Source organism: Citreimonas salinaria (assembly GCF_900107235.1).
GTDB lineage: Bacteria > Pseudomonadota > Alphaproteobacteria > Rhodobacterales > Rhodobacteraceae > Citreimonas > Citreimonas salinaria.
The window spans coordinates 239999-261734 of sequence record NZ_FNPF01000003.1; the positions used below are offsets into that span (position 1 = coordinate 239999).

The window sequence follows — 21736 nt, forward strand, 5'->3', positions numbered from 1 at the left end:
ATGAACGACCGACTGCCCCACGAGAAGGGCTTTCACGTCAGCTGGGACCAGCTGCACCGCGACGCGCGCGCGCTGGCCTGGCGGCTGCAGGGCCACGGTCCCGACGACGGCGCCTGGCGCGCGGTGGTGGCGATTACCCGCGGCGGCATGGCGCCCGCGATGATCGTCGCGCGCGAGCTGGACATCCGCACGGTGGATACGATCAGCGTGAAAAGCTACAACCATCAGGAACAGGCCGAGCCGCGGATCATCAAGACCCCGGACATGGAGATCGTGGGCGACGGCACCGGCGTGCTGATCGTGGACGACCTGGTCGATACCGGCCGCACGCTGGAAGTGGTGCGCCGGACGATGCCCAAGGCGCATGTGGCCACGGTCTACGCCAAGCCGCAGGGCCGCCCGCAGGTCGAGACCTTCGTGACCGAGGTGAGCCAGGACACTTGGATCTTCTTCCCGTGGGACATGGCGCTGCAATACGTCAAGCCGTATCGCGGCGACGACTGAGCGGGTGATCGGGGCGCCGCCTCGCCCCATGCGGATCCTCGCCGGTAGCCGCGCCGACCAGAGAAGCCCGCCCCCTGCCCGGCCGAAACGTGGAGACTGGCGTGAGCCGCACCGCAGCCACCTTTCACCCGCCGATCCCGGAAGCGCGCCGCTGGCTCGACGGCGTGACGTTTCCGCCGGACCGCCCGCTGATCAACCTCAGCCAGGCGGCGCCGGTCGAGCCGCCCCCGCGGGCGCTGCGCGAGGCGATGGCGGGGTTCCTGGGCGATCCGTCGACCCATCTTTACGGGTCCGTGCTGGGCAACGACGAGCTGCGCGCGGGCCTCGCGCGTAACTGGGCGGCGCATTATGGCGCGCCCGTGGGGGCCGAGCGGGTGGCGATCACCTCGGGGTGCAACCAGGCCTTCGCGGCGGCGGTCGCGGCGCTGTGCGATCAGGGCGACGAGATCATCCTGCCGACGCCGTGGTACTTCAACCACAAGATGTGGCTGGACATGAACGGCATGCGCGCGGTGCCGTTGCCGGTGGGCGCGGACATGCTGCCCGACGCGGAGGCCGCGCGCGCGCTGATCGGGCCGCGCACGCGGGCCATCGCCATCGTCACGCCGAACAACCCGGCCGGGGTCGAGTATCCTCCGGCCACCGTGGCCGCGTTGTTCGAGGTGGCGCGCGAGGCGGGCATCCGGCTGATCATCGACGAGACGTACCGCGATTTCGACGCGCGCACCGGCGCGCCGCACGACCTGCTGACGCGCCCCGGCCGGGACGAGACGCTGGTGCAGCTCTACAGCTTTTCCAAGGCGTACCGCCTGACCGGCCACCGGGTGGGCGCGCTGATCGGCAGCCCCGCGCTGCTGGACGAGGCCGAGAAGTTCCTCGACACCGTGACCATCTGCCCCGCGCAGCTGGGCCAGCGCGCGGCGCTGTGGGGGCTGGAGAACCTCGACGACTGGCTGGCCGGCGAGCGCGCCGAGATCCTGACCCGCCGCGCGGCGATCGTGGACGGCATGGCGCGGATCGAACCCGCGGGTTGGCGGCTGAAGGGGCTGGGCGCGTATTTCGCCTACCTCGAGCATCCCTTCGCCATGTCCTCGGCCGAGGCGGCGCCGCGCATGGTGCGTGACGCCGGCATCCTGATGCTGCCCGGAACGATGTTCGTGCCCGAAGGCGACGCCGGCGGCGCGCGGCATTTCCGCATGGCCTTCGCCAACGCGGACGCGGCCGGGCTGGCCGGGACGTTCGACCGGCTGGCCGCGCTGGACTGGCCCCTTGCAGGGCCGCAAGCCGGGCGATAGTCAAGGCGGGCATTGCCCGGGGGGACCTTCATGGCCAAGGCCAAACGCTCGATCTCGCAGACCTTGGTCTGGATTCTTCTCGCCCTGCTGATCCTCGGCCTTGCCGGGTTCGGCGCGACCAACTTCTCGGGCACGGTGGGCAGCGTCGGCCGCGTCGGCGATACCGAGATCACCACGACCGCCTACGCCCGCGCGCTGCAGAACGAGATGCAGGCGATGCAGGCCCAGACCGGCCAGCCCATGTCGATCCAGCAGGCGCAGGAACAGGGACTGACGCAGGCGGTGCTGTCGCGGCTGGTGGTGCGCGCGGCACTCGAGGACGAGGCGGACCGCATCGGGATCTCGGTCGGCGACGAGCGGCTGGCCGCCGACCTGGCGGCGATCCAGGCCTTCCAGGGTCCCGACGGGCAGTTCGACCGCGAGGCCTATCGCTTTGCCTTGCGCAATGCCGGCCTGTCCGAGGCCGAGTTCGAGGCCGACCTGCGCGCCGAAAGCGCCGCGACGCTGCTGCAGGCGGCGGTGCTGGCGGGCGTCGTCCAGCCGGACACCTATGTGGACACGCTGGTGTCCTACGCCGCCGAGCAGCGCGATTTCACTTGGGCGCGGCTGGGCCCGCGCGCGCTGGACACGCTGCTGCCGGCGCCCACCGAGGAGCGGCTGCGCGCCTTCTACGACGAGAACATCGATGCCTATACCAGCCCGCGCGCCAAGCTGATCAGCTATGCCTGGATCACGCCGGACATGATCCTCGACACCGTCGAGGTGCCCGAGGACGCGCTGCACGCCGCCTATGACGAGCAGTCCGACCGCTTCAACATGCCCGAGCGGCGGCTGGTCGAGCGGCTGGTCATGCCCGATGCCGAGGCCGCCGAGGATGCCGCCGCGCGCATCGCGTCGGGCGAGACCACCTTCGAGAACGTGGTCGAGGTCCGCGGGCTGACTCTGGCCGACACCGACATGGGCGACGTCGCCCGCGGCGACCTGGGCGATGCCGCCGAGGCCGTCTTCGGCGCCGAGGTGGGCGAGACGATTGTCGCGCCCTCGCCCGTGGGTCCGGCGCTCTACCGCGTGAACGGCGTGCTGGCGGCGCAGGAAACCCCGTTCGACGAGGCCGTGCCGATGCTGCGCGACACGCTGGCGCTGGACCGCGCGCGGCGCGCGATCGAGGCGATGGCGCAGGAGATCGACGACGAACTGGCCGCCGGCGCCACACTGGAGGAGATCGCGCAGACCACCGATCTGGAGCTGGGCGAGATTGCCTGGACCCCGGCGGAAAGCGGTGGCATCGCCGGCTACGAGGCGTTCGAGGACGCCGCGCGCGCCGTCGAGGAAGGCGATTTCCCGCAGGTCGAGGGGCTGGGCGACGGCGGGCTGTTCGCGCTGCGGCTGGACGGCATCCGCGAGTCCGCGCCGCGCCCCTTCGACGAGGTGCGCGATCAGGTGGAAGACGACTGGACCGCGCGGCAGCGGCGCGACGCGCTGGTCGCGCGCGCCGAGGCGCTGGCCGAGCGCATCGCCGCGGGCGAAAGCTTCGCCGATCTCGGGCTGGAGCCGCAGGAGCGCACCGGCCTGAGCCGCGGGGCGCAGGTGCAGGGCCTGCCCGTCGGCGTGGTCGAGACGGTCTTCGAGATGGAGGACGGGGCGGTGCGCGCGCTGCCCGGGGGCGACGGGGCGGTGATCGTGCGGCTCGACGCGGTGCAGCCGCCGGCCCCCGACAGCGAGATCGCCACCACCTTCGCCCGCCAGGTCGAGGATCAGGCCGCGAACGCGGTGTCGGAGGACCTGTTCCGCGCGCTGGCGCAGGACATCCAGAACCGCGCCGGCGTGGAGATCGACCAGCAGGCGCTGAACGCCGTGCACGCGAACCTGCCGTGATGACCACGCTGACCCCGGGCTTCGACGACTTCGCCGCGCGCTACGAGGCGGGCGAGAACCAGGTCGTGCACGCGCGGCTGGCGGCGGATCTCGATACGCCGGTGTCGCTGATGCTGAAGCTGACCGGGGCGGCACGCGACGCCTTCATGCTGGAATCGGTCACCGGCGGCGAGGTGCGCGGGCGCTATTCCATCATCGGGATGAAGCCCGACATCGTCTGGCAGTGCCACGGGATGCGCGCCCGCATCAACCGGCAGGCGCGGTTCGACCCGGACACGTTCCACGACCAGGACGACGATCCGCTGACCGCCCTGCGCGCACTGATCGCGGAATCGCGCATCGACCTGCCCGAGGACCTGCCGCAGGCGGCGGCCGGGCTGTTCGGCTACCTGGGCTACGACACGATCCGGCTGGTCGAGCACCTGCCCGACGTGAACCCCGACCCGCTGGGCCTTCCGGACGCGATGATGATGCGTCCCTCGGTCGTGGCGGTGCTGGACGGGGTGAAAGGCGAGGTCACGGTGGTCTCGCCCGCCTGGGTGACCGATGGGCTTTCCGCGCGCGCGGCCTATGCGCAGGCGGCCGAGCGGGTGATGGACGCGGTGCGCGACCTGGAGCGCGCGCTGCCGCAGGCCAGCCGCTCCTTGGGCGACGCGGCCGAGCTGGGCGAGCCGGTGTCGAATTTTTCGCACGACGCCTACCTGTCGGCCGTGTCGAAGGCCAAAGAATACATCAAGGCCGGCGACATCTTCCAGGTGGTGCCGTCGCAGCGCTGGACACAGGACTTCCCGCTGCCGCCCTTCGCGCTCTATCGCTCGCTTCGGCGCACGAACCCGTCGCCCTTCATGTTCTACTTCAACTTCGGCGGCTTCCAGGTGATCGGCGCCAGCCCCGAGATCCTGGTGCGCGTCTTCGGCCGCGAGGTCACGATCCGCCCCATCGCCGGCACCCGGCCGCGCGGTGCCACGCCCGAGGCGGATCGCGCGCTCGAGGCAGACCTGCTGGCCGACGGCAAGGAGCTGGCCGAGCACCTGATGCTGCTGGATCTGGGGCGCAACGACGTGGGCCGTGTGTCGAAGATCGGCACCGTGCGCCCGACCGAGGAATTCGTGATCGAGCGCTACAGCCACGTCATGCATATCGTCAGCAACGTGGTGGGAGAGTTGAGCGAGGAGCACGACGCCCTGTCGGCGCTGCTGGCCGGCCTGCCCGCGGGCACCGTGTCGGGCGCGCCCAAGGTGCGCGCGATGCAGATCATCGACGAGTTGGAGCCGGAGAAGCGCGGCATCTACGGCGGCGGCGTGGGATATTTCAGCGCGGGCGGGGACATGGACATGTGCATCGCCCTGCGCACCGCGATCGTGAAGGACGAAAAGCTGTACATCCAGGCCGGCGGCGGCGTGGTCTACGACAGCGATCCCGAGGCCGAGTACCAGGAGACGGTGCACAAGTCGAACGCCATCCGGCGCGCGGCGGCGGATGCGGCGCGGTTTACCGGCGGCGGCAACGGCTAGAGAGTCGCGCCGGCAGCGATGCTGAACCCGGCGGCGGGTCCGGCACTTCGCCCGGAAGGAAGACGGCACCCCGCACGGGGCGCCCGCGAGGAGACACGCCATGGACGAAACGCACCCTCTGCTGCGCCCGAGCGATACCTGTTGGCGCATCGAGACCGCCGACAGGCTGTCGGTGATCATCGACGCGGCGGATTACTTCGCCCTGCTGCGCGAAGTGATGCAGAAGGCGCGGCACAGCGTCATCATGATCGGCTGGGAGTTCGACACGCGGATCTCGCTCGACCCGCGCGACGGCAACGAAGATGTGCCCGAGAGGCTGGGCCGCTTCCTCAGCTGGCTCGTCTGCAAGAACCCCGACCTGGACATCCGGCTGCTGCAATGGGACGTGGGCCTGCTGCAGACGCTTGGCCGGGGTTCGACGCCGCTGCAGATCGCGGACTGGCTGCTGGGGCGCAAGATCCGGCTGAAGCTGGACCACGCGCATCCGACCGGCGCGGCCCATCACCAGAAGATCATCGTGATCGACGACGTGCTGGCCTTCTGCGGCGGCATCGACGCGACCGCCGACCGCTGGGACACGCGCGACCATCGCGAAGACGATCCCTATCGGGTCAGGCCCACGACGAAGCGCCCCTACGGCCCCTGGCACGACGCCACGGTGGCGGTGGACGGCGACGCGGCGCGCGCGCTGGGCGAGCTTGCGCGGGCCCGTTGGAACGACGCCACCGGCGAGACGATGGAGCCGCCCCCCGCCGCGCCGCCGATCTGGCCCGAGGGACTGGTGCCCATGCTCCGCGACGTGGATGTCGCGATCTCGCGGACGATGCCGGCCCATGCCGGGCGCGACGCGGTCGCGGAAATCGAGACGCTCTACCTCGAGGTCATCGCGGCCGCGGAGCATACGCTCTACATCGAAAGCCAGTATTTCGCGTCGCGCCTTCTGGCCGAGGCGATCATCGCGCGGCTGGCGGAGCCCGACGGTCCCGAGATCGTCGTGGTCAATCCCGAGTCTGCACAGGGCTGGCTGGAGGAAGGGGCCATGGGCTCGGCCCGCGCGCGGCTGCTGGAGATGATCCGCAAGGCCGATCCGCACGACCGCTTCCGCATCTATGCGCCCGTCAACGAAGCCGGAACGCCGATCTACGTCCACGCGAAGATCGTTATCATGGATGACCGGCTGATGCGGGTGGGCTCGTCCAACCTCAACAACCGGTCGCTCGGCTTCGACACCGAGTGCGACCTGTCGGTCGAGGCACGGCCGGGCATGCCGGGAGAGGCCGGGATCCGGGCGCAGATCGACGGCCTTCGGACCTCGCTTCTGACCGAGCATCTGCGCGTCGATCGCCAGGCGGTGGAGCGCGCGCTCGAGGCGAAGGACGGTTCGCTGATCGGGGCGATCGAATCGCTGCGCCGTGACGACGGGTCGCTGGTTCCCTTCGTGCCGCCCGATTTCGACGGCGTCGAGGATGCGCTTCTGCGCGAGAACGAACTCTTCGACCCCGAGCCGCCGGCCCCCCGCTGGCGTCGCGGCCGGCTGTCCCGCCTGCGGCGGCGCATCCCGGGCGGCGCGTCCGCCGGCGCATGAGGCGCTTGACAGCCGTCCCGCCATTCGGCTCCGGTTGACGCATGCACGACATCCTGTTTCGCGCGCTCGTGGGATTTCGGCAGAACTACTGGTTCTGGCCCACCACCATGACGCTTGCCGCGGTTATCCTGGGCTTCCTGCTGCCGTGGCTTGACGACCGGATCGGCACGGACTGGATCCGGTCCGTGCCGTTCCTGCGCGCCACGCAGGTCGACGGCGCGCGGGCGATCCTGACGACGCTGGCGGGCGCGACGCTGGGGGTGGCCGGTGTCGCCTTCTCGGTCACCATCGTGGCGGTCTCGTTCGCAAGCTCGAACTACGGGCCACGCCTGATCGGGAACTTCATGGGCGACAAGACGAACCAGGTGGTCCTGGGCGTTTTCGTGGCGACCTTCGTCTACTGCATGACCGTGCTGAGCACGGTTCACGCGCGGCTGGAGCTTGCGCAATCGACGCAAGAGGCCTTCGTGCCGCAGATCTCGGTCCTCTTCGCCTTCGCGCTGACGCTCGCGGCGGTGGGCGCGCTGATCGGCTACATCCACCACATCCCGGAATCGATCAACATCATGAACGTGACGGCGCATCTGGGCGACAAGCTGCGCCGCTCGGTCGCGTCGATGCTGGACGACGAGGACCGGCGGCAGCGCGAAGAGGAAGGCCCCGCCGATGTCGAGCCCTGGACCGCCGCACCGCCGGGCCGGGACGCGACGATCCTGCGGGCCGAAACCGCGGGCTTCCTGCAGCAGGTCGATCTTGACCGCCTGGCGAGCCTGGCACGCGAGCGCGGGGTCCAGATCACGATCCACCATGCGCCCGGCGCGTTCGTCGTCCAGGGCGAGATCGTCCTGAGCGCGCAGCCGCCGCGCGACGGCGACGACGCGCTTCTGCGGCGGCTGCGCGATTGCGCCACGCTGGGGTCGAACCGGACGGACGTGCAGGATCTTCTGTTCCTGTCCGATCAGCTTGTCGAGGTGCTGGGGCGCGCCCTTTCGCCGGGAATCAACGACCCGAATACGGCGATGCTTTGCCTGAACTGGCTCGCCGCCGGCCTCACCGCCTTCGCCCGCCGCGAGCCCGCGCGGCCCGCGCGGCGGGACGATCCCGTCCTCTATCGCCGCGTGACCTTCGAGGAGATGCTGGACCGCTCGTTCGACCAGATGCGGCAGTACGTCGCTTCGGACCGGACGGTGACGCTGCATGCGCTGGACGTCCTGCGCGGGCTCGCCGCGTCGGCCTGCCGTCCCGCGATGGCCGAGGCCTGCATCCGTCAGATGCGCCGGCTTGCGGCCTCGGCGGCCGAGCGCCTGGACGAGACGGTCGCGAAGGACGAGATCGCCGAGGCGCTTGCAGCCGCGCTAAGGGATGCCGCCGACCGGGCGCGGTGATCTCGCAGCCTTGGCGGACCTCGCGAACCCGGGTCGTCGGGCCTGCGGCCAATTCACCCGCGCGCGTTCGGGACGAAAGAAGCCCTGGCCCGCGGGTTTCCTTCCATGCGCTGCGCGTTAAGGTGCGCCGCACCACAGGCACGGAGATCTGGCACATGGCGGACAAGGACCCTCTGGTCGTCTTCACGCCCTCGGGCAAGCGCGGGCGCTTTCCCGTCGGGACCCCGGTTCTGAGCGCCGCGCGGCAGCTTGGCGTGGATCTCGACAGCGTGTGCGGCGGGCGGGGCATCTGCTCGAAATGCCAGATCGTGCCGGCCTACGGCGATTTCTCGAAGCACGGCGTGACGGTCGCGAAGGACGCGCTGTCGGAATGGAACGCGGTCGAGCAGCGCTACGACGAGAAGCGCGGGCTGAAGCCGGGGCGCCGGCTGGGCTGCCAGGCGACCGTGCAGCGCGACGTGGTGATCGACGTGCCACCAGAAAGCCAGGTGCACCGGCAGGTGGTGCGCAAGGCGGCCTCGGCCCGGGTGATCGAGATGGACCCGGCGACGCGGCTGTTCTACGTTGAGGTCGACGAGCCCGACATGCACGAGCCCACGGGCGATCTGGAACGCGTCGCGCGGGCGCTGCGGCAGCAATGGGACATCTCCGGCATCGAGGCCGCGTTTCCCGTGCTGGCCGGCCTGCAGAAGACCCTGCGCAAGGGCGCGTGGAAGATCACCGTCGCGCTGCACAAGCCGCACGAGGACGCGGTGCCGCGGCTGGTCGCGGCGTGGCCGGGCCTGCACGAATCCGGGCTGTTCGGGCTGGCGATCGACCTGGGCTCGACCACGATCGCGGCGCATCTGACGGATCTGGATACCGGGCAGGTCGTTGCCTCGGCCGGGGTGATGAACCCGCAGATCCGCTTCGGCGAGGACCTGATGAGCCGGGTCAGCTATGCCATGATGAACCCCGGCGGCGACGCCGAGATGACGCGCGTCGTGCGCGAGGCGCTGGACACGCTGACCGTCGAGATCGCGGCCGAGGCGGGGGTGGACCCGGCGCTGATCCTCGAGGCGGTGTTCGTGTGCAACCCGGTCATGCATCACCTGCTGCTGGGCATCGACCCGGTCGAGCTGGGCCAGGCGCCCTTCGCCTTGGCCACCTCCGGAGCGCTGTCGCTGTCGGCGGTCGAGATGGGTCTGGGCGCCCTGTCCGGCTCTGCGCGGATCTACGTGCTGCCCTGCATCGCGGGGCACGTGGGCGCCGATGCGGCCGCCGTGGCGCTTTCGGAACAGCCGGGGAAGTCGGACGACCTGGTGCTGGTGGTCGACGTGGGCACCAACGCCGAGATCCTGCTGGGCGACCGCAGCCGCGTGCTGGCCTGCTCGTCCCCCACCGGGCCGGCCTTCGAGGGCGCGCAGATCAGCTCGGGGCAGCGTGCCGCGCCCGGCGCGATCGAGGCGATCCGCATCGACCCCGAGACGAAGGAGCCGCGGTTCCGCGTCATCGGCTGCGACTTGTGGTCCGACGAGGACGGCTTTGCCGAAGCGACCGCCCAGACCGGGATCACCGGCATCTGCGGCTCGGGGATCATCGAGGCGGTGGCCGAGATGCGCATCGCGGGGCTGATGGACCCGTCGGGTCTGATCGGATCGGCCGAGCAGACCGGCACCGACCGCTGCGTGGCCGAAGGGCGAACCCATGCCTACCTGGTCCATGACGGCACGGACGAGGGCGGCCCGCGCATCACCGTGACCCAGGGCGACATCCGCGCGATCCAGCTGGCGAAGTCGGCGCTTTACGCGGGCGCGCGGCTGCTGATGGACGAACGCGGGGTCGAGAAGGTCGACCGGGTGGTGCTGGCGGGCGCCTTCGGGGCGCATATCTCGCCGCTGCACGCGATGGTGCTGGGCATGATCCCGGACGTGCCGCTGGAACAGGTGACCAGCGCCGGAAACGCTGCCGGCACCGGCGCGCGCATCGCGCTGTGCAACGTCGCCGCCCGGCGCGAGATCGAGCGCATGGTGCGCGAGATCACCAAGGTCGAGACCGCGATCGAGCCGCGCTTCCAGGAGCACTTCGTCGCGGCGAACGCGATCCCGCACGCGACCGACACGTTCCCCGAGCTGTCGAAGCTGGTCGTGCTGCCGAAGGTGGCGTTCGGCGCGGGCGGCGATGGCGATGGCGGCGGCGGCGGGCGCAGGCGCCGCCGCCGCGGCTGAAGGTTACGGCCAGATGACGTAGACGTAGGCGACGTAGCCGGCCAGCAGGGCGGCGCCCTCCCACCGGACGATTTTCATGCCGGTCCAGGCGAAGCCGACGATCACCAGCGACACGGCGATCATCACGAGGTTGTCGAAGCTGACGATCTCGGCCGGAACGGCGCCGGGCGCGATCAGCGCGGTCGCGCCGCCGATCCCGAGGATGTTGTAGATGTTCGAGCCGATGATGTTGCCGAAGGCGACGTCGCTTTGCCGCTTCAGCGCGGCGACGACCGAGGTCACCATTTCCGGCATCGAGGTGCCGACCGCGACGATGGTCAGGCCGATCACCGTCTCGGAGATGCCGAAGCCGCGCGCCAGCGACACCGCGCCATCGACCAGGAAGCCGCCGCCGACGATGACGCAGGCAAGACCGCCGATCGCGATCAGCACCGACAGGCCGATGCCGGTGGCGGGCTTGGCCCCGTCTGCAGGGGCGGGCGGCGCATTGCGGCGCTCGATCATGAAGGTGAAGACGATGTAGGCCACCAGCGCCAGCAAGAATCCCGAGCCGACCACGCGACCCAGCGGCATCAGCGCGGCGACAATCGAAAAACCGACCGCCACGGCCAGCATCACCGCCCCGTCACGGCGCAGCGCGGCGCGCGCGACGGCGATCGGGAACAGCAGCGCGGCCAGACCGCCGATCAGCAGGATGTTGGCGATGTTCGATCCGACGATGTTGCCGTAGGCGATCCCCGGAGAATCCGCCAGCGCGGCCCGCACCGACGTCACCAGTTCCGGCGTCGACGTGCCGAAGCCCACCAGCGTCAGACCGATCACCAGCGGCGAGACCCGAAGCGCGGTCGCCACGTTGACGGCGCCGCGCACCAGAAGCTCTCCTCCCAGCACCAGCAGTACTAGCCCCCCTGCCAAAGGCAGCCACACGTCCCACATTCCCGATTTTCCTTCCCGAAATCAGCCGGTTCTCGGTTCCCCCGGTCCGGCGCATGCTGAAGTGTACACGGGCCGGGCCGGCCGCAAGGGGCGCGCGCGAAAACTTCGGCGGCCGCGCCGCCCGACCCGCCTGCCGCTTGGCGGAATGCCCGGCGTGCAGGCCGTCAGACGCGTTCCCCCGCCCAGCTTTCGACAGCCATGGACCGGACGCGCGCGATGGTGTCCGGGCCCACGTCGGTCAGCCGCTCGGGGCGGTGGGGCTGGTCGTGGTACAGGTAGAGACGCGACAGGAACTGCTCGAACTCGAGCGAGCCTTCGCCGTGGCGTTCGCCGTTGCCGCCGGTGGTCACGGTCACGCCGTGGCCCCAGTCCTGCCCGCTGTCGTTGTTGGGGTTGTAGAAGTAGACCCGCATCTCGCCCGAGCGGCCGGGGGCGACGCGCAGGATGGTGATCGCGTGCCAGCCGATGAACGTGCCGGTCGGATCGGTGAAGGCGATGCCGGCGGGCTGCGGGTGGATCAGCGGCCGGTCGCCGTTATGGGCGGGGTGATAGCTTTCGTGGAAGCGCGCCACGAAGCGGTCGTAGTCGTCCAGCTTGCCGGTGGCCACGTCCACCGCCACGGCGCAGTCGCGCGCGACCCACCAGCCGTGGAACTCGGGGTTGATCCAGCGGTGCGGGTCGCCGCCGCGATCCGCGCAGAGCCGCCCCATCTCGGCGTAGATGCGGTCGAGATGCGGCACCAGCAGGACCGAGACCGGGTCGGCGTCGATCGGTCCGAACCCGGCCAGCCCCGCGGGCAGGTCGACGGACGAGATCGGCGTGCCTTCGAACTGCATCAGGATCGTCTCGGCCTCGGCGGCCTGGACGATGAGATGCAGCAGGTAGTCGGGGTCGTTCAGCGCCCACATCGAGATCGCGCGCGCGGACTGGCAGGTGGGATTCGCGCCCTGCCCCACGCCCAGCGGCAGGCCGAGCACCTCGATGATGCCGGACAGGAGAAAGGTGCCGGGGCGCGCCTGCGGGCCGAAGCCCAGCGCCAGACGGTCGCGCACGGCCGGCGCGAGGTCGATGGTCAGCGCGCGGCGGAGCGCGGGGGCGATGGGCGGAGAATGCAGCACCCCGCGTTCCAGCAGCATCGCCATGCCGTAAAGGGCCTGCGGCGTGTGCGGCGTGACTGCGGCGCGGATCAGCTCCTCGACCAGGCCGCGGTAATGCCTCCAGCAATCCAGCCCGGTCGAGCCGAGACCAAGCGCGTCGGGCACCAGCGGACGGTCGGGATAGTCCAGCGCCCAGAGGAGGAAGCCCACGTGGTAGTCCGACACCAGCCCGGTGTCGTGCATCGAGCGGGCAAAGCCCTTGGCCTCGCGCGCGAGGCCGGCGTCGTCCATGTGTTCGAGCCGCTCGAAATACGCGGCCAGCCCCGGATCGTCGAGCGTCTCGGCGGTGGGTCCGAAGAGCGCGCTGACCAGACGTTCGGCCCCCAGCCGTTCCGAGCCCGGCTCGGACCCTTGCCGGTTCAGCGCGATGGCGATCTGCGTGACCATGTTCTTGACCGGCCCCATCTGCACCGGCCGCTGTTCGAGGATGCGCCAGATCTCGGCCACCATGACGCCAAGGACGTCGCGCAGCCCGATGCGTTCGGCGATCAGCCGCAGGATGCGAGACGTGATCTGCGCGCGGTCGCCGGCGGCGCGGCTGGCCTCGTCCGAGAATTCGAAGAAGCGCGGCAGGTTCAAAGCCAGCACCTGGGTCAGGAAGTGGCGCGCGTAGTGCTGCTGCAGCCCGGGATGCTGCGCCTCGCCGGTGGCGACGGCGAGAAAGCGCATCAGGCTGGCGGCCTCCAGCGCGGCCAGGGACCGGTTCTCGCCCGTCAGCGTCTGGCTGGAGAGTTGCGGCAGCAGCGCCGTGGGCACCTCCCAGTCCGAGCCCGCGAAAAGTCCCGCCTGGTCGAGCCGCATGGCGCGCGCGGCCAGCGCCTCGACGCCGCCGGGCACCGCGATCAGGCGGCCGATCACGTCCAGAACCGGCCCGCGGTGGCGCTGCTTCGAGAACGGCCGCGCCTGTTCCAGCCGGTCGAGCGCGACGTCGAGCGTGCCCGAAAGCCGCTCGGCGTCGCCGATTTCGTTCGTCATCAGGCCTTGTGCCACAGGGTGGCCCCGCTCGTTGCCTTACACATAGAAATCGAGATCTTCCTGGCGCTTCAAGAGGTCGCGCAGGGTGTGGGCGTCCTCGCCGAAGAAGAAGGCCAGCCCCCAATGGGTTCCGAAGGCGCTGCGCTTCGTGACCTTCTGCTCCATCGGCTCGGCCAGCTCGTGCCACTCGAAGTAGGGATGGTTCGCGGTCTCCTCGGGGATCTCGAGCTTGCTGACCACGCGGCGGCGCGGATAGACGCCGAAGCAGCCGGCATGGCCCTTGGCGCCGGTCACTTCCTCGGGGAAGAAGGCGTCGATCTCCTCCTGCGTGGTCTTGGGGTCGAACATCAGCACCAGGCCCTGATAGCCGTTGAAGCCGTAGGCGCGCTCGATCAGTTCCAGCGCCTTGAAGCCCGGCGGACGGTACGCGACCTCGCCGAAGTAGAGCTTGTTGTCCGAGGTCAGGAAGTATTCCGGGTGGATGAAGCCGAAGTCGATGTCGAAGGCCTCGATCAGCTTCTCGATCTCCTCGGTGATGCGCGCGCGGTGCGCTTCCAGCTCGGGCGTCGCCGGCACGAAGACCGAATAGCCCAGCGTCACGTATTCCGAGATGTTGAGGAACTGGATCTTGCGGTCCTTGATCCATGCCTCGACCGCGAATTCCCAGCCGTCCAGGTGCGATTCGAGCAGCGCGGGGAATTCGTCGTCGGGGATGTTGTCCACGTCCTCGGGCGTGCGGATCACGCGGTGGCCGGCGGTGCCGGACTTGTCGAAGGCCTTGAAGTGGATCGGATCGTTCGGATCGCCGTCCAGCTTCAGCAGCGTCTGATTGACGCGCTTGAGGAACCGGATCACGTCGGCGCGGTCGTCGGCCTCTTCGAAGACGCCCACGCGGATTCCGCCAAGCTGCGCGCGGCGCTTCATCAGCGACTTGTCGCGGAACAGCATCGCCTGGCCCAGCAGGCGCGGGTTCTTCAGCAGCACGGCGTTGACCGCGCCGGACCATTCGACGGTTTCCTCGTAGAGCGGGATCGCGACGTCGACGCCTTCCTCCTGCAGCTTCAGGGCCAGCTCGTAGGATCGCTCGTTCAGGCGGTCGAAATCCCACGCCATGTAGGGGATGTCGTTCTGCTTGCAGTAATCCTCGGCCCAAGGCGGCGCGACGATTATGTAGCGCCGGTCGAACCGGTCCACCGCGTCGATCGCGTTCAAGCTCCAGCCCAGCAGGGCGACATAGCCTTTTTCGGGGTCGTAATCGCTCATCCGTCTTATCTCCCTTGTCATGTTGCCATGCCCGCGTCGCGCGGACACACGCCCCGCGGCACCCGGAAGGCCGCTTCCTCGACAACGATGACGGAAAGGGAGGCCCGCTGGATCTGCCAGGGCTCGGTCCTGACGTTAACCCTAGATCCCGTGGGGCGGGATTTCAACCGCCGCCCCGGTTCGCCGGGGCCCGCGCGGCGCGCGCAGGCCGCGAAAGCCGCGCCTCGGCTGCCGCAACACCTTGCGATGTCGCGCAAAAGCTGCCAGCGTCGAAAAGAAACGCAAACGGACCGATGTCACAGACTTTTCGCTATCCCGAGATCCTCGAGATCGCGCGGCGCGACGGCAAGGTGACCGTCGACGGGCTGGCGCGGCATTTCGGCGTGACCTTGCAGACCATCCGCCGCGACCTGTCCGAACTTGCCGATGCCGGCCGGCTGGAGCGCGTGCATGGCGGCGCCGTCCTGCCCTCGGGCACCACCAATATCGGTTACGAGGAACGCCGCGCGCTGAACGCCGACGCGAAGGTCGCCATCGCGCGCACCTGCGCGGGCGCGATCCCCGACGGCGTGTCGCTGTTCATCGGCATCGGCACCTCGGCCGAGGCGGTGGCCAGTTCCCTGCTGGACCACCGCGGGCTTCTGGTGGTGACCAACAACATGAACGTCGCCAACATCCTGGTCGCCAACCCGGATTGCGAGATCGTCGTGACCGGAGGGCAGCTGCGGCGGTCCGACGGCGGGCTGGTGGGCAACATGGCGGTCGCGACGATCGCCCAGTTCAAGTTCGACCTGGCGGTGATCGGCTGTTCGGCGCTGGACCGCGACGGCGACATCCTCGACTTCGACATCCAGGAGGTCAGCGTCAGCCAGACGATCCTGCGCCATGCTCGGCGCAGTTTCCTGGTGGCGGATCACTCCAAGTTCTCGCGCAGCGCCCCGGCGCGGATCGACTCGCTTTCGGCGATCGACACGCTGTTCACCGACCGTGCGCCCGCCGCCCCCCTGGTGCGCAAGTGCGAGACGTGGGGCACCACGATCGCGCTGCCGCAGTAGGAACGTCGGCCGACGCGGATTCCAGACGGCTGGCGGCGGCCTCAGCCGGTCGTGCCCTCGTACGCGGCGCGCAGGCCGCGCAGGGTCAGGTCATCCGCGTCCATCGTCTGCACGCTGGCCGCCTGCGCGCTCAGCGCGGCGCGATAGGCGCGTGCCAGCCCGCCTGTGCCCAGCACGCGGATGTCCTGTCCCAACCAGTGCGGCCGGCTGCCCGCCAGCTCCAGCCCGATCAGCAGCCCCGAAAGCCGCGCACGTGCGGCTCCGGACGAAAGCCCCTGCAACAGACCCGCGGCGCGGATGCCGAACAGCGCGGCGCCGATCCGCTGCGGGCGCGCCATCGCGTCGCCCACCCCCGCGTCGAAGGCCGCGCCGTCCCAGCCGGTCCCGTCGCCGACATGGTGGCGCAGGACCGAGTGCCGCGACAGCAGCGCGAACAGTTCGCCGGTCATGAAGGTGCGGAAGCTGACGATCTCTCCGGCACTGACATGCACCCAGCGGGTCTGCTCGCCGGGCAGGCAGAACACCCCGTCGAAGCCGGGCTGCACCGCGAGCGCGCCGGCAACGATGGTCCCTTCGCCCTGCATCACGTCGGCGGGGCTGTCCTGCTTCATCCCCGGCAGGGCGCGCAGGTCTAGGCGCGGGTCGCGCGTCTCGATCCTGACGGCGGCTTGGGATGACGGCGGCGGCGCCGGCACGGCGACGAAAGGGACCGCCTGCCTCGCGCCCGCCAGACCGCAGCACAGCACCGGCACCGGCTGGCCCGAACCGCCATCGTCCCCGAGCGCGTCGGCCACGAGCGCCAGCAACGCCGGCTCGACGCCGACCGCGCCCGGCTCGTCCGCTCCGGCGCGGGCCAGGCGCGTGTCGATCACCGACCCATCCGCCCGCATCAGCCAGGCGCGCAGGCGCGCGGCGCCCCAGTCGAGCGCGATCCAATCCGGTCGTTGCATGGGTTCGTGCATGGCTGCCCCTCATTCGACGTCGCCGACGTTTCGGGGACGGAAGTGCGCCGTCGTGCGGCAATTGTCCACCGCCGAGGCGGCTTGGCCGCCTATTCGCCGGGCAGCACGCGGAGCGCCTGGTATCGTAGCCTCGTCGGCCGCCCTTGCGGGGCGCGGGGCGCGCCGGGCAGGCGCGTCAGCATGCAGACCGTTTGCAGCCCCCGGGTTGCCAGCGCGCCGGTGCCGTTCGGCTGCGACAGCGGACGGTCCGGCAAGCCCCGGGCGACCGCGCCGAGAATCACCGCGCCGGAGGACGGCATCGGAGCCGTGGACCCGCTGCGCCTGCGCACGAGGTCGAGGTCGAAGCCGACGCCCAAGGCGTCCCGCATCGCGAGCGCGAACCAGCCGGAGGACGGGCGGACCGTGACGGCGTCGAAGGCGGGCGCGGCGTTTTCGCATCCGCGATGCCGGGCGTGCAGATAGCGCTGCGCCGCGTCGCGGTCGTCGACGACGGCCAGCGTCGTGGCGCCGGCTTCGGCCACCAGCACCGCGACGCCGGCACGCAGGACCGACCCTGCCGAGCGCATGTCGTACAGCACCGGCTCTCCGCCATCTAGTTTGGCCGAGAGTTCTACCAGATGCGCGAAGGAGCTCAGGCAGGCGGCGCGCACATCCGATTCGGGGATGGCGGCGAAGGCGGCACCGCCATGGGCGTTGGCCGCCAGCGCCAGCGCCGTGTCGCGCTGCAGCGCGTCGGGTCGGCCGAGGCGCGCGGCGGGCAGGTTCAGCGCCTCGACCAGATGGGCCGATGCGCGCCAGTCGGGATCGGCATGATCCACGCGCTGCCCAAGCGCCTGCCACGCCGATTCCGGCGTGTCGCCCTGCACCGACAGGACGGGTGCTCCGGGGGCATGGTGAAAGATCTCGTAGAGGGGCCCGGACCGCGTCCTGACGGGCCCCTGGCAGTACCGGTAAGCGTGCGACATGGCATTTCCCCCTTGGTGGGGAAAATGCGCGAGAGCCCGAACCGGTTCCGCGTAAAGAAGCGCGCCGGACACGGTTTCGTGCCCGGCGCGCTTCAGCGGTTGCTTCGGGGCTGGTGTCGCGGGAACGGACCTAGCCCAGCGAGGCCAGGAATTCGTCCATCTGCGCTCCGGCGAAGGCCATGATGTCGTCGTCGCGGAAGACGCCGTTCTCGACCTTCTTGCCGGCGAAGGGCACGAGGATCTCCTTGCCGGGATGCGGCAGCGCCATCATGCCGGCCAGCACGTATTTCAGGTGCGACTGCGCCCGCACGCCGCCCGTCGCCCCGCCCGAGACTGTGACGATGAAGCAGCGCTTGTACTTGAACACGCTGTCGAAGGCCGGGCGCGAGGCCCAGTCGATCGCGTTCTTCAGCACGCCGGGGACGGAGTAGTTGTATTCCGGCGTGACGAAGACCACGCCGTCGGCCGCGCCGATCGCGTCGCGCAACGCCGCCACGGCCGCGTCGTTCTTGATGTCGTCATTGTAGTGCGGAAGAGCGGCGATGTCGGCGGTTTCGCAGGTGGCGCGGTCGCCGAGCGCCTCGATCAGCGCCCGCGTCACGGCGCGAGAGGACGATTCAGCCCTCAGGCTGCCGGTAAGGAACAGGAGTTTGGGCATGAAGGGTCCTTATATGCGTGTGAGCCAGGTCGATATCGACGGAAACAGTATGAGGATCACCAGCGCGGCCGCCATCGCCCCCACGAAGGGCAACGCGCCGCGAAAGATCTCGCCCACCCTGAGGTCGGTATCGTCCATGGCGGACTTGATGGTGTAGACCGACAGGCCGAAGGGCGGCGTCAGCAGCCCCATCTCGACCCCGACCACGGTCAGGATGCCGAACCACACCAGGTCGAAGCCCGCCGCGTCGGCCACCGGCAAGGCGATGGGCAGCATGATCAGCATGATCGAGATCGAGTCGATCAGGCAGCCCAGCACCACGATCAGCAGCAGGTACGCGATCAGGAACCCGTAGGGGCCGATCGAATCCTGCAGGAAGAACTCGGCCAGTTCGCGCGGCACGCCCGACAGGGCGAGCATGCGGCTGAAGAACGTGGCCGCCAGGATCAGGAACAGCACCGAGACGGTGATCTGGCCGGTCTCGACCAGCAGGTTCCAGAAGGTGCGGCGGTCGAGCGAGCGGCGCCACAGCGCGATCACCAGCGCGCCCACGGCCCCGGCGGCGCCGGCCTCGGTCGGATTGAAGAACCCGCCGTAGAGGCCGCCCAGCACCAGCAGCATCAGCGACAGGATCGGCACGAACTTCGCCGCGACGGCCCCCCAGCCGATGTCGTTGTATTCGGCGACGTCGGTGTTCTCGAACACGAAATCCCGCTTCCGGCGCGCCAGCCAGAGGATGGTGACGCAGAACACCACGCTGAGCAGGATGCCGGGGCCGATGCCGGCCAGGAACATCGCGCCGACCGACTGCTCGGCCAGCACGGCGTAGACGATCAGCAGCAACGACGGCGGGATCAGCATGCCCAGCACGGAACTGCCCGCGACTACGCCCGTGGCGAACTTGCGGGTGTAGCCGTGGCGCTTCATCTCGGGAACGGCGACGCGGCTGAAGACCGTGGCCGAGGCGATCGAGACTCCGGTGATCGAGGCGAAGACCGCGTTGGCGAAGACCGTGGCGATGCCGAGGCCGGCGGTCACCTTGTGCAGCATGCGCTGGAACACGTCGAACGTGTCGCGCCCGACGCCCGAGACGGTGACAAGCAGGCCCATCAGCACGAACAGCGGCACGACGGCGAAGAGGTATTCCTCGAGGCTGTCATTGGCGACCGCGGTCATCATGCTGGTGGCGACCGCGTCGTTGCGCATCAGCGCGACGCCGAGGAACGACACCAGCAGCATGCCCAGCCCGATCGGCATGCCGATGCCGATCAGCGCGATCAGGCCGAAGATCGCGACCGATCCGATTTCGAGCGAACTCATGTGCGGCGGCCTCCGATGACGGTGCGGGCGTCGGCCAGTGCCCGGACGACGAATTCGAGGGCGGCGACGCCGAAGCCCAGCAGGATCAGCGCGCGGAACGGCCATGTGGGAAGTGTGGCGATGCCGACGATGCCGATGAACTCGGACGCCTCCCAGGCGCCGGTCAGCACGTCCGTCGTCGACCAGGCGATGAGGCCCAGCATCCAGGCCCCGGCGATGTTGAACAGCATCATCAGCAGCGCGGCCGAGCGCGGAGAGCGCCTCTCGATCGCGTCGAGGATGAATTCGGTCCGCGCCAGTCGTCCGGCACGGATCGCGGTTGCCAACTGCAGCGCGACGATCATGACCAGCAGCAGCGCGCCCATTTCCGACACCAGCGGCAACGACGCGCCCATGGAATTGCGCGCCACGATGTCGGCGCAGATGATCACGCCGAGCACGGCGATCATCACGGTACCCAGCACGGCCAGGGCCTCTGTCACGAAGCGCCAGGCGCGCGCCGGCCCCGCGAGGTAGGGCGCCGCCGAGCCGTCGGCGGCGCCCTGGTTGCTGTCGAGCGGCTTCACGGGCTGACTTCTTCGTCCCAATCGCGGGCGGGTTCTTCGCCACGCGCCCGCAGGCCTTCCATGTAGGCGTTCAGGAACTCGCCCGCGGGAATACCGCGATCCTGCAGGGGCTGAGCCCAGTCCTGCGCGATGTTGGGCATCTTGTTCACCCACTTCTCGAGCTCGCCCTCGGGCATCTCGACGATCTGCACCGGCGGGTTCTGGTTGGCGCCCTGCTCGACCATGGTCTGCAGCGCCGCCTCGTGACGCTCGACCAGGTCCTGGCCGTGGCTTTCGGTGTAGTAATCGCCCGCTTCCTGCATAGCGTTCTGCACTTCCTCGGGCAGCGTGTCCCAGGTGTCCTTGTTGATCGCGATCGCGCCCGAGAAGGCAGCGCCGCCATCGAAGCGGTTGATGTAGGGCGCCACCTCGTAGAGCTTGATCGGCAGCGCGCCAAGCGCCAGCGTCAGCGCGCCGTCCGACACGCCGGTCTGCACATCGGTGTAGAAGGTGGTCAGCGCACCGTCGACCGCGTTGGCCCCCGTGCCGCGCAGCCACGAGCCCAGCACGCCCGGCGCCGACAGCTTCATGCCGTCGATGTCGTCGATGCCGGTCAGCGGCTCTTTGGTGTAGATGTCGTAGAGGTCCGTGGCGGTCAGGCCCAGGACGACCAGGTTGTGGCTTTCCCACTCGTCGCGGAAGGCCTCGTTGGTCTCGAGCAGCTCCTCCATCGTGTCGAGCAGGACCGGCGGGTTCGATGTCGCGAACGGCGCGTTCGAGCTGGCCTGGCTGAGCGGCAGCTTCGCCTGTTCGAGGAAGGAGAAGACCCAGCCCACGTCGGTGATGCCCTGCTCGACCGACGACAGCGTGGCGTTGGCCTTGTAGAGCTGGCCGCCGAACGCCTCGTTCCAGTCGATCTCGTAGTTGCCGCTCTCGGCTAGGATCTCGTCGGTCCGGGCCATGAAGTGCGTCTGGATCATGCCGACCCACGGCACCACGGTCGGGTGCGACGAGGCCACGGTCAGGTTGATCGTCTCTTGCGCGACGGCCGGCACGGCCAGCGTGCCCGCCACGATGGCGCCAAGCAGATGTCTCATTGGTTTCCTCCCTGTCGAGATCATCAAGTGATGCTGAATGTCTGCGTCGAATTGTCGAGCCTGATCGTGATCGACCCTTCGTTGATCAGCCACGGCCGGACGCGGAACGCCCGCGCGCCGGCCTTGTGCATCGGATCGCGCTCGGCAATCGCCTTGGCCTCGTCGACAGAGGCCGCGCGCACGATCACCATGCCTTCGCCCTCCCACTCGGACCCGTCATCGGTCCAGAGCGGGCCGGCGGCGTAGAGGATGCCGTCCTTCTCCAGCTGGACCTGGAAGGCCAGGTGCTCCTCCATGTGGGCGAACACCGCGCCCAAGTCATCGACGGGCGTGGTGAAGATCGCGAAGAGCTGCTTTTGCAGCATGCCCCGCGAGGCTTCGAGCACCGCGCCCACTGGCACCGCCTTGGGATTGTCTTCACTCATTTCGCTCTCTCCT

Annotated in this window: 18 protein-coding genes; 8 read left to right on the forward strand and 10 right to left on the reverse strand. The window is 69.6% G+C overall.

Going from position 1 to position 21736, the window contains the following annotated elements:
- From gpt to BLW27_RS05460, 7 genes are all read left to right on the forward strand, one after another.
- Positions 1-504, forward strand: coding sequence for a xanthine phosphoribosyltransferase (gene gpt / locus BLW27_RS05430; protein WP_089880413.1), 504 nt, complete (start codon positions 1-3; stop codon positions 502-504).
- Positions 505-605: 101 nt separating this feature from the next.
- Positions 606-1799 carry an aminotransferase gene (locus BLW27_RS05435; protein ID WP_089880415.1) on the forward strand — a complete coding sequence of 398 codons (1194 nt, stop codon included), beginning with the start codon at positions 606-608 and terminating at the stop codon, positions 1797-1799.
- A 30-nt stretch (positions 1800-1829) separates the two neighbouring features.
- On the forward strand, positions 1830-3674 hold the full coding sequence (locus BLW27_RS05440; RefSeq protein WP_089880416.1) for a peptidylprolyl isomerase: 1845 nt from the start codon (positions 1830-1832) through the stop codon (positions 3672-3674).
- Positions 3674-5188: an anthranilate synthase component I gene (gene trpE, locus BLW27_RS05445; RefSeq protein WP_089880418.1), complete on the forward strand. Its 1515-nt coding sequence runs from the start codon at positions 3674-3676 to the stop codon at positions 5186-5188. Before BLW27_RS05440 ends, trpE begins: the two co-directional genes overlap by 1 nt.
- A 100-nt stretch (positions 5189-5288) precedes the next feature.
- The gene (locus BLW27_RS05450) at positions 5289-6773 is read left to right on the forward strand and encodes a phospholipase D-like domain-containing protein (RefSeq protein WP_089880420.1); all 1485 of its coding nucleotides are present in this window, start codon (positions 5289-5291) and stop codon (positions 6771-6773) included.
- A 41-nt stretch (positions 6774-6814) separates the two neighbouring features.
- Positions 6815-8158, forward strand: a complete 1344-nt coding sequence (locus tag BLW27_RS05455; RefSeq protein WP_089880423.1) for a DUF2254 domain-containing protein — start codon at positions 6815-6817, stop codon at positions 8156-8158.
- Positions 8159-8313: 155 nt separating this feature from the next.
- Positions 8314-10365, forward strand: a complete 2052-nt coding sequence (locus tag BLW27_RS05460; protein WP_089880426.1) for an ASKHA domain-containing protein — start codon at positions 8314-8316, stop codon at positions 10363-10365.
- Between the two features lie 3 nt (positions 10366-10368).
- Here the strand turns inward: BLW27_RS05460 and BLW27_RS05465 are convergent, their stop codons facing one another.
- The 3 genes from BLW27_RS05465 to BLW27_RS05475 all read right to left on the reverse strand — a co-directional run bounded on the left by BLW27_RS05465 (position 10369) and on the right by BLW27_RS05475 (position 14696).
- A complete protein-coding gene (locus tag BLW27_RS05465; protein ID WP_089880429.1) occupies positions 10369-11301 on the reverse strand; it encodes a calcium/sodium antiporter in 933 nt (310 codons plus the stop codon).
- A 164-nt stretch (positions 11302-11465) separates the two neighbouring features.
- Entirely contained in the window at positions 11466-13433 is a 1968-nt protein-coding gene (locus BLW27_RS05470) for a hypothetical protein (RefSeq protein WP_089880432.1), read from the reverse strand.
- Positions 13434-13469: 36 nt separating this feature from the next.
- Positions 13470-14696 carry an ATP-grasp domain-containing protein gene (locus tag BLW27_RS05475; protein ID WP_089880434.1) on the reverse strand — a complete coding sequence of 409 codons (1227 nt, stop codon included), beginning with the start codon at positions 14694-14696 and terminating at the stop codon, positions 13470-13472.
- A gap of 293 nt (positions 14697-14989) precedes the next feature.
- Between BLW27_RS05475 and BLW27_RS05480 the strand changes: the two genes are divergently transcribed.
- Positions 14990-15751: a DeoR/GlpR family DNA-binding transcription regulator gene (locus BLW27_RS05480; protein ID WP_089880437.1), complete on the forward strand. Its 762-nt coding sequence runs from the start codon at positions 14990-14992 to the stop codon at positions 15749-15751.
- A gap of 41 nt (positions 15752-15792) precedes the next feature.
- Here BLW27_RS05480 and BLW27_RS05485 read toward each other — a convergent pair whose 3' ends face one another.
- From BLW27_RS05485 to BLW27_RS05515, 7 genes are all read right to left on the reverse strand, one after another.
- Positions 15793-16713, reverse strand: a complete 921-nt coding sequence (locus tag BLW27_RS05485; RefSeq protein ID WP_089880439.1) for a 2-dehydro-3-deoxygalactonokinase — start codon at positions 16711-16713, stop codon at positions 15793-15795.
- Between the two features lie 89 nt (positions 16714-16802).
- The gene (locus BLW27_RS05490; protein ID WP_089880441.1) at positions 16803-17678 is read right to left on the reverse strand and encodes a hypothetical protein; all 876 of its coding nucleotides are present in this window, start codon (positions 17676-17678) and stop codon (positions 16803-16805) included.
- A 130-nt stretch (positions 17679-17808) separates the two neighbouring features.
- On the reverse strand, positions 17809-18336 hold the full coding sequence (locus BLW27_RS05495) for an NADPH-dependent FMN reductase (protein WP_089880444.1): 528 nt from the start codon (positions 18334-18336) through the stop codon (positions 17809-17811).
- Positions 18337-18345: 9 nt separating this feature from the next.
- Positions 18346-19656, reverse strand: coding sequence for a TRAP transporter large permease (locus BLW27_RS05500; RefSeq protein ID WP_089880447.1), 1311 nt, complete (start codon positions 19654-19656; stop codon positions 18346-18348).
- Positions 19653-20222 carry a TRAP transporter small permease subunit gene (locus BLW27_RS05505; RefSeq protein ID WP_245710783.1) on the reverse strand — a complete coding sequence of 190 codons (570 nt, stop codon included), beginning with the start codon at positions 20220-20222 and terminating at the stop codon, positions 19653-19655. The genes BLW27_RS05500 and BLW27_RS05505 overlap by 4 nt, the downstream gene beginning before the upstream one ends.
- Positions 20219-21298, reverse strand: coding sequence for a C4-dicarboxylate TRAP transporter substrate-binding protein (locus BLW27_RS05510; protein ID WP_089880450.1), 1080 nt, complete (start codon positions 21296-21298; stop codon positions 20219-20221). Before BLW27_RS05510 ends, BLW27_RS05505 begins: the two co-directional genes overlap by 4 nt.
- A gap of 23 nt (positions 21299-21321) precedes the next feature.
- Complete coding sequence (locus tag BLW27_RS05515; protein ID WP_089880453.1) at positions 21322-21723, reverse strand: YciI family protein; 402 nt, start codon at positions 21721-21723, stop codon at positions 21322-21324.
- Positions 21724-21736: the final 13 nt, after the last annotated feature.